Origin of the sequence: Hymenobacter terricola (assembly GCF_017921975.2) — a bacterium.
GTDB classification, from domain to species: domain Bacteria; phylum Bacteroidota; class Bacteroidia; order Cytophagales; family Hymenobacteraceae; genus Hymenobacter; species Hymenobacter terricola.
Map to the genome: position 1 here is coordinate 188,201 of NZ_JAGEMO020000018.1, position 13,350 is coordinate 201,550.

The 13,350-nt window shown below is 61.5% G+C and carries 14 protein-coding genes; all 14 read left to right on the top strand.

Going from position 1 to position 13,350, the window contains the following annotated elements; all coding sequences use genetic code 11:
* Positions 1 to 124: 124 nt before the first annotated feature.
* The 14 genes from J4G38_RS14955 (at position 125) to J4G38_RS15020 (ending at position 13,308) form a co-directional block, all read left to right on the top strand.
* Positions 125 to 1,024, top strand: a complete 900-nt coding sequence (locus J4G38_RS14955; RefSeq protein WP_210518697.1) for a cell division protein FtsX — start codon at positions 125 to 127, stop codon at positions 1,022 to 1,024.
* An 81-nt stretch (positions 1,025 to 1,105) separates the two neighbouring features.
* Positions 1,106 to 1,426: a DUF3098 domain-containing protein gene (locus tag J4G38_RS14960; RefSeq protein ID WP_210518699.1), complete on the top strand. Its 321-nt coding sequence runs from the start codon at positions 1,106 to 1,108 to the stop codon at positions 1,424 to 1,426.
* A gap of 15 nt (positions 1,427 to 1,441) precedes the next feature.
* Positions 1,442 to 2,272, top strand: coding sequence for an undecaprenyl-diphosphate phosphatase (locus J4G38_RS14965; RefSeq protein ID WP_210518701.1), 831 nt, complete (start codon positions 1,442 to 1,444; stop codon positions 2,270 to 2,272).
* The gene (truB, locus tag J4G38_RS14970) at positions 2,272 to 3,114 is read left to right on the top strand and encodes a tRNA pseudouridine(55) synthase TruB (protein WP_210518703.1); all 843 of its coding nucleotides are present in this window, start codon (positions 2,272 to 2,274) and stop codon (positions 3,112 to 3,114) included. The genes J4G38_RS14965 and truB overlap by 1 nt, the downstream gene beginning before the upstream one ends.
* Before the next feature lie 130 nt (positions 3,115 to 3,244).
* Complete coding sequence (locus J4G38_RS14975; RefSeq protein WP_210518705.1) at positions 3,245 to 4,198, top strand: bifunctional riboflavin kinase/FAD synthetase; 954 nt, start codon at positions 3,245 to 3,247, stop codon at positions 4,196 to 4,198.
* An 11-nt stretch (positions 4,199 to 4,209) separates the two neighbouring features.
* The gene (locus tag J4G38_RS14980) at positions 4,210 to 4,704 is read left to right on the top strand and encodes a phosphoribosylaminoimidazolesuccinocarboxamide synthase (RefSeq protein WP_210518707.1); all 495 of its coding nucleotides are present in this window, start codon (positions 4,210 to 4,212) and stop codon (positions 4,702 to 4,704) included.
* Positions 4,705 to 4,743: 39 nt separating this feature from the next.
* The gene (locus J4G38_RS14985) at positions 4,744 to 6,000 is read left to right on the top strand and encodes a carboxypeptidase-like regulatory domain-containing protein (protein WP_210518709.1); all 1,257 of its coding nucleotides are present in this window, start codon (positions 4,744 to 4,746) and stop codon (positions 5,998 to 6,000) included.
* A 31-nt stretch (positions 6,001 to 6,031) separates the two neighbouring features.
* Positions 6,032 to 6,589 carry a carboxypeptidase-like regulatory domain-containing protein gene (locus J4G38_RS14990; protein WP_210518711.1) on the top strand — a complete coding sequence of 186 codons (558 nt, stop codon included), beginning with the start codon at positions 6,032 to 6,034 and terminating at the stop codon, positions 6,587 to 6,589.
* 3 nt (positions 6,590 to 6,592) lie between these two features.
* Complete coding sequence (locus J4G38_RS14995; RefSeq protein ID WP_210518714.1) at positions 6,593 to 7,249, top strand: hypothetical protein; 657 nt, start codon at positions 6,593 to 6,595, stop codon at positions 7,247 to 7,249.
* Between the two features lie 46 nt (positions 7,250 to 7,295).
* Positions 7,296 to 7,991 carry a CoA transferase subunit A gene (locus J4G38_RS15000; protein ID WP_210518716.1) on the top strand — a complete coding sequence of 232 codons (696 nt, stop codon included), beginning with the start codon at positions 7,296 to 7,298 and terminating at the stop codon, positions 7,989 to 7,991.
* Positions 7,992 to 8,068: 77 nt separating this feature from the next.
* Positions 8,069 to 9,424, top strand: a complete 1,356-nt coding sequence (locus tag J4G38_RS15005) for a serine hydrolase domain-containing protein (RefSeq protein ID WP_210518718.1) — start codon at positions 8,069 to 8,071, stop codon at positions 9,422 to 9,424.
* Between the two features lie 108 nt (positions 9,425 to 9,532).
* On the top strand, positions 9,533 to 10,189 hold the full coding sequence (locus J4G38_RS15010; RefSeq protein ID WP_210518720.1) for a 3-oxoacid CoA-transferase subunit B: 657 nt from the start codon (positions 9,533 to 9,535) through the stop codon (positions 10,187 to 10,189).
* A 68-nt stretch (positions 10,190 to 10,257) separates the two neighbouring features.
* A complete protein-coding gene (locus J4G38_RS15015) occupies positions 10,258 to 11,412 on the top strand; it encodes a T9SS type A sorting domain-containing protein (RefSeq protein WP_210518721.1) in 1,155 nt (384 codons plus the stop codon).
* A gap of 360 nt (positions 11,413 to 11,772) precedes the next feature.
* Positions 11,773 to 13,308, top strand: coding sequence for a carbon-nitrogen hydrolase family protein (locus tag J4G38_RS15020; protein ID WP_394371043.1), 1,536 nt, complete (start codon positions 11,773 to 11,775; stop codon positions 13,306 to 13,308).
* Positions 13,309 to 13,350 lie beyond the last annotated feature (42 nt).

Consider the following 13,350-nt stretch of genomic DNA (forward strand, 5'->3'; position numbering starts at 1 on the left):
CCTGTCGAAGCATCTGTACCGCAGTACTAATTCAATCACATGAGTTAGTGGCGCGGTAGAGATGCTCCGGCAAGCTCAGCATGACATTCTTTTTACTTATCCCTTCCGTTACCTTTGCCTCAATATGGCCGACCCCACCACCTCACATACGCGCAAGAAAAAGCTCGGCTCCTACCCTACTTTGCTCGTGGTGTTCAGCATTACGCTGGCCTTGGTGGTGATTGGTTTGTTCGGCCTGCTGCTTATCCACGCCCAGAAACTCTCGGAAGTGGTGCGCGAAAACCTGGAAGTGCAGGTGTACCTCGACCGCAACCTGCCCGAAACCGAGCTGCTGCGCCTGCAGCAGGACCTGGGCCAGCAGCCTTTCGTGGCCGAGCGCGGCGGCAAGCCCCAAATCAAGTTCGTGAGCAAGGAAGAAGGTGCCCGCCAGCTGCTGCAAAGCACCGGTGAGGACTTCCGCCAGTTCCTCGGCGACAACCCGCTACGCGATGCCTACGTGCTCAAAATCAAGCCCGAGTACACCGACACCGTGCACCTGCACCAGCTCCAGCGGAGCGTGGCGGCCCAGCGCGGCGTGTTTGAGGTGCAGTACCCGCAGGACCTGTTTGCGAGCATCAACAACAACCTGACGCGGGTGAGCCTGGTGCTGCTGGGCTTTGCGGCGGTGCTGGTGCTGGTGGTGGTCATTCTGATTAACAATACGATTAAGCTGGCGCTGTTTTCGCAGCGTTTTCTCATCCGCTCCATGCAACTGGTGGGCGCGACGCGGCTCTTTATCCAGCAGCCATTTTTGCGGCGGGCTACGTGGCAGGGCCTGGCCAGCGGCGTGCTGGCGGCGCTTATTCTCATTGCCCTGCTGCAATACGCCTACCTCGAAGTGAGCGAGCTGCGCATGCTGCGCGACGACTTCCGCCTGGGCCTGCTCCTGCTGGCCGTGGTGGGCCTGGGCGTGGTAATCGGCTTTTTCAGCTCGGCCCGCGCTGTGCACAAGTACCTTCAAATGTCGCTCGACGACCTGTATTAATTTTTAATTGTTGGTTGTCAGGTATTCATTCCCGGCGCTGGTTAGACCTAACAACGAACAACTGACAACTGACAACTAATTATGACTCCCAAACCCGTTTTTCACTTTGCCTTTGGCCCGCGCAACTACCGCCTGATGTGGTTGGGGCTGGCTCTGCTAGCCGTCGGTTTCATCACCATGATGTTCGGCGATAAGGAGAACTACGGCGAAGATTTCGTCGGCATCACGCTGGGGCCGCTGCTGCTCATTGCCGGGTTCGGGGTTGAATTTGCCGCCATCATGGTGCGCGACCAAACGCTGGCCGTGCCAACGAGCGCCCCCCTGGCCGCCCCCAATTTCACCGCTGAAACCGTGGCCGCGGCCAACGCGCCGGTGGCCGCCCCCGCTTACAAGCGCCTGTAATTCCTGTTTCTGATTATGACGTATTGGCACGCGCTGCTCCTCGCCATCGTGGAGGGCATCACCGAGTTTTTGCCCGTTTCCAGCACCGGGCACATGATTATTGCCTCGGCCCTGTTCGGCATTCCGGCCACGCCGTTTTTCAAATTATACCTCGTCGTCATTCAGCTGGGGGCCATTTTATCGGTACTGGTGGTGTACTGGCGGCGCTTTTTCCAAAGCATCGACTTCTATTTGAAGCTGCTGGTGGCCTTCTTGCCCATCGTGCTGGTGGGCCTGCTGCTCAAAAAGCACATCGATGCGCTGCTCGAATCCGTCACGACGGTGGCGGTCATGCTCGTTGTCGGTGGCGTGGTGCTGCTGTTTATTGACCGCTGGTTTCCGCAGGAAGACTCGCAGGAAGGCGGCCACCCCGTCACCAATCCCAGCTTCAAAGAAGCGCTGATTATCGGCCTGTTCCAGTGTCTGGCAGTGGTGCCGGGCACGAGCCGCTCGGCGGCCACCATCATCGGCGGCCTCACCCAGAAGCTCACGCGCCGGGCAGCGGCGGAATTCGCCTTTTTTCTGGCCATGCCCACCATGGCAGCCGCAGCGGTGAAAGACGTGTACGACTACTACAAGGAAGCCAAAACCCACGGGGTGGACCTGGGTCATTTGTTTTCTGCCGAACAGGTGAAGCAGCTTGCGTTAGGCAACGTGGTGGCCTTTGTGGTGGCGCTGCTGGCCATCCGGCTGTTCGTGGGCTTCGTGGCGAAATACGGGTTCCGGGCCTTCGGCGTCTATCGCATCATTGCGGGTGGTATCTTGTTGATTATGCTGGCGCTTAAACTTCCTTTGAACATCGTGTAATGACAAAAACTCTGGCCGATTTTGACTTTGAAGCGGGCGAAGTCCTGCTCCTCGAAAAGCCCCTGACGTGGACTTCGTTCGACGTGGTGCGCAAGGTAAAAAACGCGTTGCGCATCAAGAAAATCGGCCATGCTGGCACGCTCGACCCGTTGGCTACCGGCCTGCTCATTCTCTGCACCGGCCGGAAAACCAAGGAAATCGACCTGATTCAGGCCCAGGAAAAGGAGTACATCGGCACGTTCCGTCTCGGCGAAACCACGCCCAGCTTCGACCTGGAAACCGCCGTGGATTTGGTGCGCCCCTACGCCCACCTCACCGACGAGCAGATTACGGCCGCCACGGCCCAGTTCATCGGCCTCATTGAGCAAAAGCCGCCCCTGTTTTCGGCCGTAAAAATTGACGGCAAGCGCGCCTACGAACTGGCCCGCACCGGCCAGGAAGCCGACATCAAGTTCAAAACCGTGGAAATAAAAACCTTCGAGCTGACGCGCATCGCGCTGCCCGAAGTGGATTTCCGGGTAGTGTGCTCCAAGGGCACATACATCCGTAGCCTGGCCCGCGACCTGGGCGTGGCCCTGGGTTGCGGCGCCCACCTCACGCGCCTGGTGCGCACCCGCATCGGCGAGTTTCGGGTGGAGGACGCGTTTTCGCTCGAAGCCATTGAGGCCCTGCGGCCGGGCCGGCCCGACGGTGCCGGCCCGGCCCGGCCCGAGCGCCCGCGCACCGCGCCCAACCGCGCCGGCCTGCAGTATTTTGCCGCCCTCCAGGCCGATGCTTTGGCCGCGAAAGAACATCAGGCGCCCGATGCGGCGGCCCCAGCCCCCAAGCACCAGCCGGAATAAACCCCGCTCCGTTTCGCGGTGAATAAGCCTTTATGAGGTGTCGCGGCCACGGCCCACGGTTTGGGTAAGCCGAGCGCCCGCTACCTTCGCGGCGTTTCCAGTTCCATTTTTCGCTTCCCCCCGGTGCCCCATGCACGTCATCCGCGACCCGGCCCAGTTTCCGTTTCTGACCAATGCCGTTGTCACGAGTGGCACGTTTGATGGCGTCCACCTCGGGCACCAGCGCATTCTGGCGCGGCTGCGCGAGGTGGCGCGGGCCAGCGGTGGACCGGCGGTAGTCATCACCTACTGGCCGCACCCGCGACTGGTGCTGGGCCCGCCGCCCTCGCACCCCGAGCTGCTCGATTTGCAGCTGATTAACACCCTGGACGAGCGGATTGCCAAGCTGGCCGAATTCGGCGTGGACTACCTGCTCATCGTGCCCTTCACCCGGGAGTTTGCGCAGTGGACATCGGAAGAATACATCCAAAACCTGCTCTTGAAAACCGTGGGAGCCAGGCAATTGGTCATTGGCTACGACCACCGCTTCGGCAAAAACCGCGAAGGCGGCTTCGACTATTTAAGCCAGAATGCTGACCGCTACGGCCTGACGGTGGAAGAAATTCCGCGCGAGGACGTGGACGCCGTGGGCGTGAGCAGCACCCGCATCCGCCAGGCCCTGCGTGAGGGCGACATTGCCACCGCCAGCCGCTACCTCGGCTACCACTACCCGCTCACAGGCCTGGTGGTGCACGGCCAGAAGCTGGGCCGCACGATAGGCTACCCCACCGCCAACCTCGCGGCCGTGGAGCCGCTGAAGCTGGTGCCCGCCCGGGGCATCTACGCGGTATGGGCCATCACGGCGGCCGGCACCCGGCACCAGGCCATGCTCAGTATTGGTGTGCGGCCCACGATTGGGAATGATTTGGCGCAGACAATTGAGGTGAATCTGCTGGATTTCAGCGGCAACTTGTACGACCAATTGCTGACCCTGGAATTTGTGGCCTGGCTGCGGGCCGAAGAAAAATACGACGGCCTGGACGCGCTAACGGCTCAATTGGCGTTGGATGCCGAGAATACGCGGGCGGCGCTAGAAATCAGATAGTTGATTTAAAAATGGACCCCAACCAGACCTTCAAAACCAAAACAGGATTCTGTCACATCATGCCCGACAGAATTGTGCTGACCCGCGACGGCATTGCGGGAAACATGGCCAAGGCCACTATTGGAAACACTATTTGGCGAGCCCTGACAATTTACACAATACTAGCGGCAGTGCTTTTTTATTTTGCCTTCGAGGCGTTCCAAAAAGGTCAGAAATCAGAAGCCATTTTCCCGGGAGCACTGGGCATTTTTCTGCTCTTCGGAATACTGAGAAGCCTAAATAACTCGGCCACGCCGGTCATTGAGCGCAACCGAATTCAAGCGGTCAACTTTATAAAGGGCATTAGGTGGGTGACCCGGTCGCGCTTTGAGGTGTTGTTTGCGGATGAGCGGGGCAACATCAAGAAAAGACTAATTATGTTGCCGGGTTCGTTGACGGGTGGAGCAAGCGAAACGGAGAAAGCCCTCGAACTGATGATGAAAGAGAAGCTCATTACCGCTCACTAATCGTTTTATTTCTTTTTATTTTATTCTAATCCTGAAATTATGCGCGTTTTACTATTCTGTTTATTAACATTTTGCTGGTTTGAAACCTTGAGCGCGGCGCACGCTCAGGGCAAGCTCAGCGGCGTGGTGCAGGACTCGGCCACGCACGAGCCGCTGGCGTTTGCCAGCGTATTTCTGGCCAACACCACGCTGGGAGCTACCACCACCGAGAAAGGAGAATTTGAGTTTCCGCGCGTGCCCAAGGGCACCTACGACGTGGTGGGCTCTTACGTGGGCTACCGCCTGGCCAAGCAAACCGTCACGGTGGGCCCGGCGCCCCAGGAGCTGAAGCTGCAGCTGGCCGCAACGGGGAACCAGCTGGGCGAAGTAGTGGTGCAGCCGGCCCCCAACAAGCCGGAAGAATTCCAGCGGTTCACCGACATGTTTCTGGGGGGGAGCACGTTTTCGGAGCAGTGCCACATCAGCAATCCCGAACAGGTGCGCGTGTTTTTCAACGACTCGACCAAGGAGCTGACGGCCCAGACCAAAGGGTATTTGCAGGTCGACAACGACGCCCTGGGCTACCGCCTCAAGTACTACGGGCTGTATTTTGCCTACGACGACGAGGCCGGCTCCATTACGTATTACGGCCAGCCGGTTTTCGAGGAAATGACTCCGCGCGACGAGCGCCAGCGGCAGCAATGGACGGCCAACCGCCTTACGGCCTACAAGGGCTCGTTCATGCATTTTCTGCGCTGCGTGTACACCGACCGCGTGAAGACGGAAGGCTTTTTGGCGCAGCAGGTGCGCATGGTGCCCAATCCCCGCTTCGAGCGCGCCGAACGCCAGCGCAAACTTCTACTGGCACACCGGCCCAACGGCGCGTTCACGCCCGCCGAAAAGGACTCGCTGGCCCGCTGGGACCGCCTGCCACCGGCCTTCGCCACGCTCTACCCCGCCGCCCGACCCATCGACAGCCTGCGCCGGGTGTCGGCCGATGGGCAGCACACCTTTTTGCGCTTCTCGGGTGAGCTGCAGGTGGCCCACTTCGGCGAAGCCCCCGATCCGCGCTACAACCGGCCGATGGGCACGCTGGGCCCTGCCCGCACGCCCTACCCCGCCAAGCGGCAGGTGTCGCGCCTGAAATTGCAGGACGGCGAGGCCGAGATTCAGGCCGATGGGTCGGTGATTAACCCGCTGGAGGTATCAGTGGGCGACTACTGGGGCTTTGAGAAAATCGGGGAATTTTTGCCGTATGACTACGTCCCATCGGCCGAGCCCGCGCCGGTTATGCCTGAAAGCAAGAAGCAGCAGTAGCGCAACTTTCACTGCAATACGCTTTTACTCAGTGCTGCTGTTGCTTGGGCTGCTTTGGTGGCCGGGCTTCGCAGCGGCGCAGGTGCCGGCTTCCGTCATGGGGCAGGTGCGCGACTCGGTGACGCACGCGCCGCTGCCCTTCGCCAGCGTGTCTCTGGCCAACACCAGCCGGGGCACCACCACCGATGCGGAGGGCCGCTTTCAGCTGCCCGGCATTGCGCCGGGCCACTACGATTTGGGCGTGAGCTACGTGGGCTACCGGCTCTACGGCCAGCCGGTGAGCCTGACCGGGCCGCTCGTGCTCAACCCGGCCGTGACTCCGGCGGCCCAGCAGTTGGCCGAAGTGGTGGTGCGGCACGACCCCAACCGTGAGGCTGACTACCAGCGGTTCAAAGAGTTGTTTCCGGGCAGCTTGGCGCTAGCCCGGCAGTGCCGGATTCTGAACCCGGACGGCGTGCACGTCGATTTCAACCCGGAGCAGAACGTGCTTTCGGCCGTGGCATCTCACGCGCTGGAAGTGGAAAACCCGGCCTCAGGCTACCGCCTCAGGTTTTACCAGCTGGATTTCCGGGCCGAATTTGCCAACTAAACCATGGGCCTTACGCTGCTCACTCAAGTGGTTTTCAAAGAAATGAGCGGCACCGAGCGGCAGCAGAAGCGCTGGGCTGCCAACCGTGAAAAGGCCTATCCGGGCTCCTACCAGCACTTTTTGCGCAGCATCTACACCAATCGGGTGGCCGAGGAAGGATTTCGGGTGCAGAAGCTGCGGCGCGTGCCGAACCGGCACCGACTGGCGGCCGACAGCGTGCTGCGCGTGCGGCAGCGGCAGGGCCTGACGGCCAACCTGCCCGATTCGCTGCTCAAGGCCTTGCGCCAGCCGCGCATCCTTTCCTTCCTGTATAAGACTGTGCTGCCGCCCGATAGCCTGCGTCGCGCCGAGGCGGGCACCGGCCGCGTCTGGCTGCGCTTCCACGACTTGCTGGCCGTGACCTATGAGCGCGAGTCGCCCGATGTGAACTACCGGCTGCGGGGCCCGGATTTTATTTACATCCGGCCCAGATACCAGGAATCGGTGGTGCATTTGCACCAGCCAGAAGCGGCCGTGGAGTCGTTTGGGGCGCTGGTGGTGCCGCTGGCCGTGCTGAGCGAGGACTACTGGGGCTTTGAGAAAATCGGCGAGATACTGCCGCTCGATTACCAGCCGCTCGCCGCCCACCCAGGCGACGCGCCCGCCAAACCCGCGCCCTGATGTAATTTTCGGCCCCAACGGTGGCACCGCCGCCCAAATCCCACCCATGATAGACAAAACCGTTCCCCACGCCCAGGCCGCCCTCCAGGGCCTCGCCGATGGCATGACCCTGATGCTCGGCGGCTTCGGCCTTTGCGGCATCCCCGAAAACTCGATTCAGGAAATCCTGCGCCTCGGCGTGAAGAACCTGACCTGCATCTCGAACAACGCCGGCGTCGACGACTTCGGCATCGGCCTGCTGCTGCAAACCAAGCAGGTGAAAAAGATGATTTCGAGCTACGTGGGCGAAAACGCCGAGTTTGAGCGGCAGCTGCTGAGCGGCGAGCTGGAAGTAGAATTGATTCCGCAGGGCACGCTGGCCGAGCGCTGCCGGGCGGGCGGCGCGGGCATTCCGGCCTTCTTCACCCCGGCCGGCTACGGCACCGAGGTGGGCGAAGGCAAGGAAAGCCGCGAGTTCAACGGCAAAATGTACCTGATGGAAACCGGCCTCATCGCCGATTTTGCCTTCGTGAAAGCCTGGAAGGGCGACACGGCCGGCAACCTGATTTACAAGGGTACCGCCCGTAACTTCAACCCCATGATGGCCACGGCCGGCAAAATCACCGTCGCCGAAGTAGAAGAATTAGTGCCGGCCGGCGAGCTCGACCCCAACCAGATTCACACCCCGGGCATCTTCGTGCAGCGCATTTTTCAGGGCGCGCACTACGAAAAGCGCATCGAGCAGCGCACGGTGCGCGCCTGATTTGCTGATTTGTTAATGGGTTGATGTGCTACTTTTTGAAGCACATTTGTAGGGTTTCCACGAATTTTCCAAGCACAATGAAACGGACTTCTCTCGCGCTGCTTCTGTTGCTGAGCGGCTACGGCGCGGTTGCCCAAGTGGCAGCCCCGGCCCGCAAGGCTACCCGCCCAAACCCGGTGCTGCGGGCGGCGCCCACGGCCGCCCCGGCCACCATCGACCCGGCCGGTGCCCAGCGCATCGACCAGCTGCTGCAGGAATACACGGTCGATAACCGTGTACCCGGCGCCATCGGCCTGGTGCTGCGCGATGGCAAAGTGGTGTACCGCAAGGCGTTTGGCTTCGAGGACGTGGCAACCAAAACGCCGCTGCGCACCGACGCCATCGTGCGCATTGCCTCCCAAACCAAGGCCCTTACCAGCATTGGGCTGATGATGCTGTACGACGAGGGCAAATTCCAGCTCGACGACCCCATTTCGAAGTATTTGCCGGCCTTTGCCCATCCCAAAGTGCTGGCCACGTTCAACCCCGCCGACTCCAGCTACACCACCGTGCCGGCCAACCACGAAATCACCATCCGGGAGCTGTTTACGCACACGTCGGGCATCAGCTACCCGGTGATTGGCACGAAGGAGGCGCGGGCGATTTATGCTAAAGCCCACATTCCGAGCGGCATTGGCACGCCGACTGGCCTGCTGGCCAACTCCATGGACGCGCTGGGGCCCCTGCCGCTGATGCACCAGCCCGGCGAGCGGTTCACCTACGGCCTGAGTGTGGACGTGCTGGGGCGGCTGATTGAGGTGCTCTCGGGCCAGCCCCTGGATACGTACCTGCGCACCCGCCTGTTTGAGCCGCTGGGCATGAAGGACACCTGGTTTTACCTGCCCGCCGACAAGCAGGCGCGCCTGGCCCGGCTCTACACCGAAGACGCGGCCAAGGCCACCGTGCTCACGCTGCCCCACGACGGCATGACTCCGGATTACCCCAAGGCCGCGGGCACGTATTTTTCCGGCGGCGCGGGCCTCTCGTCCACCATCGACGATTACGCCCACTTCCTGCAAATGATGCTGAACAACGGCACCTACCAGGGCCACCAGCTGCTGAAACCCGCCACCGTGGCGCTGATAACGCAGAACCAGATGGGCGAGGTGAGCCAGGGCGGCAATAAGTTCGGCCTCGGCTTCAGCATCACCACGGCCCAGAACGCGGCCAAGCAGCCCGGCAGCCTGCAGGAAGGTTCTTTCGAATGGGGCGGCATTTTCGGCACCACCTACTGGGTCGACCCCAAGGCAAAGCTGGTGGCCTTGATTTACACCCAGAAATACCCCAACAGCACCGGCAACGACCTGGACGACAAGTTCAAGCCGGCCGTGTACCAGGCCTTCGTGCCCGACCCAAAAGCGCCGGCCGCTTCCGCCGTTTCGGGCACCAAATAATCCGGCATTTCAGCCTTGAAGGCCGCGCTGCAATCACCCCCCACCCAACCCCAACGGAACCACAAAAATCCGTTTCAATCTGTTTAAATCCGTTAAATCTGTGGTCTTATGCTTGACAAACACGGCATCGCCAAACGAATAGCCCAGGAGGTGAAGGACGGCTCCTACGTCAACCTCGGCATCGGCATTCCCACGCTGGTGGCCAATTACATCCCGGCCGGCATCAACGTCGAGCTGCAGTCCGAAAACGGCCTGCTCGGCATGGGCCCCTTCCCCACCGAGGACCAGGTCGACCCCGACCTCATCAACGCCGGCAAGCAAACCGTGACCACCCTGCCCGGCTCGAGCCTCTTCTCCTCGGCCGATTCGTTCGGCATGATTCGCGGCGAACACGTCGACCTCACCATCCTCGGGGCCATGGAGGTTTCGGAGCGCGGCGACATCGCCAACTGGAAAATCCCCGGTAAGATGGTGAAGGGCATGGGCGGCGCGATGGACCTCGTGGCATCGGCCAAAAACATCATCGTGGCCATGCAGCACGTTGCCCGCGACGGTTCTTCCAAGCTGCTGTCCGACTGCACGCTGCCCATTACCGGCCTGCGCTGCGTGAAGAAAATCGTGACCGAGCTGGCCGTGCTCGACGTGACGCCCGACGGCTTCGTGCTGCGCGAGCGGGCTCCCGGCGTGACGGTGGAGCAAATTATAGCCGCCACCGCCGGCAAGCTGGTGGTGCCAGCGGGCGAAGTGCCGGAGATGGTGATTTAGTGGTGCTTCAGGTATCCGACGCTCCATAAGCAGCACGTATCTTCGTAACCACCCATTACTGCGACCTTATGCGCCGACTCCTACCCCTTTTGCTCCTGGCCACCGCCTCCACGCTGGCCCAGGCCCAGGTTTCCCCCATCATCGACCGGACCGACATGCCGGCTCCGGCCAGTGGCGTCGATAGCCTGCGGCTGAGCGTGGCCCGCCCGGTGCTGCCCGTCACCGCCCCGCCCCTCACCCGGCGCGGGGCTAACCAAAACTGGAATTACGCCGGCCTGGCGCCCATCTCTCAGCGCGTAGAGAAATACGTGCCGGTGGCCACCGTGACGGCCACTTCCGTGTTTTATGTGTTGACATTCGGCGCGTTGGGAGGCGTGAACCGGGCCACCGTGGCCTCGCCGCAGGCCCTGCCCGGCGCCTTCCCCGTGCCGGTAACCGATACGTACCAGTTCTACGCCACTTCGGCCGCCACAGCTTCGGCCCAGGATTTTCGGGCGGTGGGCTTTGGTGCTTCGCTGAATGGCACGGCGCTGCCGGTTACCTACGCCAACCAGGCCCAGCAGGACGTTATTTACCGCTTCCCGCTGAGCTTTGCCAGCGCCGCCGACTCCAGCAATTCGTTTTTCCAAACGCCAGCGGCCATCGCCACGGTGGGCTACCTGAGCCAGAAACGCAAGCGCGTGAACCGGCCCGATGCCTGGGGCACGCTCATCACGCCCTTCGGCACGTACCAGACGGTGCGCGTAGTCACCACCCTGGTTGACCACGACAGCGTTTCGTTCAGCGGTGTCAGCCAGGGCTTCACGCTGCCCACTACCCGCGAATACAAGTGGCTGGCCAAAACCCAGCACGTCCCGCTGCTCACCATCACCACCACCCTGCTGGCGGGCCAGGAAACCATCACCGGCGTGGAATACCGCGACAGTTACCGCCGCATCATTCGCCTCGGCACCCGCGACGCGGCCACCGATGCCGTGCTGGCGGCCTACCCCAACCCCTCGGCCGTGGGCGGCCCGCTCGCGCTGAGCGTGCCGCTGGGCAGCGGCCCGCTCACGGTTTCAGCCACCGATTTGGTGGGGCGCGAGCTGTTCCGACGCAACTTTTCGGGCAGCACCGGCCTGCTCAGTCTTGGCGCCGAAGCCTTCGGAACCTTCCGGGGCGTGGCCCTGCTCACCGTAACTACTAGCCAGGGCACGGCCACGCGGCGGGTGGTGCGGGAGTAATTTTTACCGGTTTCCGCACCGTTCGGGCTGGTTTTTTGTTTGACTACCCGTTGGCGACTGCCGCCAACGGGGTTTTTTACGGGTAATTTTGTGGGGGCAAACGTTGCTCCCGCTCTCTGCGGACGCACCCTGTCCGGTTTTTACAGCACTTTCGTTTTCAATTATATGGCTACTTCTTCCAACGGCAAAGCTGCCGCTACCACCAATGGCCACGCCACGCCGGGCGGTGCCCACGCCAAAAAAATAGGCAAGCCCGGCGCGGCGCTGGTTGCCGAGCGCCTCACGCCCACCGCCGTGCCGGCCCACAAACTGGTGCTGCGCACCCTGCGCCGCTCCGATTTCAAGGCCATCAAGGACATCATGGACCAGGTGTATTCCAACATGGAAGGTGCGTGGTCGGCCGACGAGTTCAGCGCCCTGATTCGCAAGTTTCCCGATGGTCAGATTGGCATCGAGGACAACGGCCGACTGGTGGCCGCGGCCCTGGCCATCATCGTGGACTACGACAAGTTCGGCGACAAGCACACCTACGCCAAAATCACGGGCAACGGCAAGTTCGACACCCACGACGCCGACGGCGACACGCTCTACGGAGTGGACGTATTTGTGGACCCCGAATACCGCAGCCTGCGCCTGGGCCGCCGCCTCTACGACGCCCGCAAGGAGCTGTGCGAGAACCTGAACCTGCGTGCCATGGTGGCAGGCGGCCGCATTCCCGGCTACGCCGCCTACGCCAATGAAATGACGCCCGGCAAGTACGTGGAAATGGTGCGCAACAAGGAGCTGGTCGACCCCATCCTCACGTTCCAGCTCTCGAACGAGTTCTACGTCCGCAAAATCATCCGCGGATACCTGCCTTACGACTCCGAATCCAAAGCGTATGCTACTCTCCTGGAGTGGATTAACGTGTATTACGAGGAAACGGAAAAGCTTATCGGCAACACCAAGTCCAACGTCCGCATCGGCATTGTGCAGTGGCAGATGCGCGCCACCCGCAGCCTGGAAGACTTGTTGCAGCAAATCGAGTTTTTCGTGGACACCGTAAGCGGATACAAATCTGACTGTGTGCTGTTTCCGGAGTTTTTCAACGCCCCGCTCATGGCCTTGACCAACGAGGATTCGCCCTCGGTGGCTATCCGGGCCATGGCGGCGTTTACCGAGCCGATTAAGGCCAAAATGATGGAGCTGGCGGTGAGCTACAACATCAACATCGTGGCAGGCTCGATGCCGGTGTACGAGGAAGGCAAGCTGTTCAACGTGGCCTTCCTGTGCCGGCGCGACGGCACCGTGGACGAGCAGTACAAGCTGCACGTCACGCCCGATGAGGCCAGCTACTGGGGCATGCGCGGCGGCGACAAACTGAAATGCTTCGACACGGACTTTGGCAAAATCGGCATCCTGGTGTGCTACGACGTGGAATTCCCCGAGCTCTCGCGCATGCTGAGCGACGAGGGCATGAAAATCCTGTTCGTACCCTTCTGGACCGATACCAAGAATTCCTACCAGCGTGTGCGCCTCTGCGCCCAGGCCCGCGCCATCGAAAACGAGTGCTACGTGGCCATCACCGGCTCGGTGGGCAACCTGCCCCGCGTCGAAAACATGGACATTCAGTACTCGCAAAGCGCGGTATTCAGCCCCTCGGACTTCGCCTTCCCGCACGATGCCATCGTGGCAGAGGCCACGCCTAACACCGAGATGACCCTGATTGCCGACCTCGACCTTGACCTACTCAAAGATCTGAACACCAGCGGTGCTGTGCGCAACCTGCGCGACCGCCGCAAGGACCTGTACTCGGTGAGCTGGGTGAAGAAAACCGAGCGCGACGACGAGCTGCTGGCTCAGGGCGAGGAGCGCCTGCCCAAAACCAGCCGCCGCAAGGCCATCGCGGCAGGGTAAGCCAGGGCTTAGGCAGTAAAATTCAGGAGGCGGCTGTGGGAA

Bases quoted from the DNA above. Each gene is read 5' to 3' on its own strand.
- J4G38_RS14985 (WP_210518709.1), top strand. From the start codon at position 4,744: ATGCGCGTTTTACTATTCTGTTTATTAACATTTTGCTGGTTTGAAACC.
- J4G38_RS15020 (WP_394371043.1), top strand. From the start codon at position 11,773: ATGGACCAGGTGTATTCCAACATGGAAGGTGCGTGGTCGGCCGACGAG.
- J4G38_RS14955 (WP_210518697.1), top strand. From the start codon at position 125: ATGGCCGACCCCACCACCTCACATACGCGCAAGAAAAAGCTCGGCTCC.
- J4G38_RS14960 (WP_210518699.1), top strand. From the start codon at position 1,106: ATGACTCCCAAACCCGTTTTTCACTTTGCCTTTGGCCCGCGCAACTAC.
- J4G38_RS15010 (WP_210518720.1), top strand. From the start codon at position 9,533: ATGCTTGACAAACACGGCATCGCCAAACGAATAGCCCAGGAGGTGAAG.
- J4G38_RS15005 (WP_210518718.1), top strand. From the start codon at position 8,069: ATGAAACGGACTTCTCTCGCGCTGCTTCTGTTGCTGAGCGGCTACGGC.
- J4G38_RS14965 (WP_210518701.1), top strand. From the start codon at position 1,442: ATGACGTATTGGCACGCGCTGCTCCTCGCCATCGTGGAGGGCATCACC.
- J4G38_RS14980 (WP_210518707.1), top strand. From the start codon at position 4,210: ATGGACCCCAACCAGACCTTCAAAACCAAAACAGGATTCTGTCACATC.
- J4G38_RS15000 (WP_210518716.1), top strand. From the start codon at position 7,296: ATGATAGACAAAACCGTTCCCCACGCCCAGGCCGCCCTCCAGGGCCTC.
- J4G38_RS14995 (WP_210518714.1), top strand. From the start codon at position 6,593: ATGGGCCTTACGCTGCTCACTCAAGTGGTTTTCAAAGAAATGAGCGGC.
- J4G38_RS14975 (WP_210518705.1), top strand. From the start codon at position 3,245: ATGCACGTCATCCGCGACCCGGCCCAGTTTCCGTTTCTGACCAATGCC.
- truB (WP_210518703.1), top strand. From the start codon at position 2,272: ATGACAAAAACTCTGGCCGATTTTGACTTTGAAGCGGGCGAAGTCCTG.
- J4G38_RS15015 (WP_210518721.1), top strand. From the start codon at position 10,258: ATGCGCCGACTCCTACCCCTTTTGCTCCTGGCCACCGCCTCCACGCTG.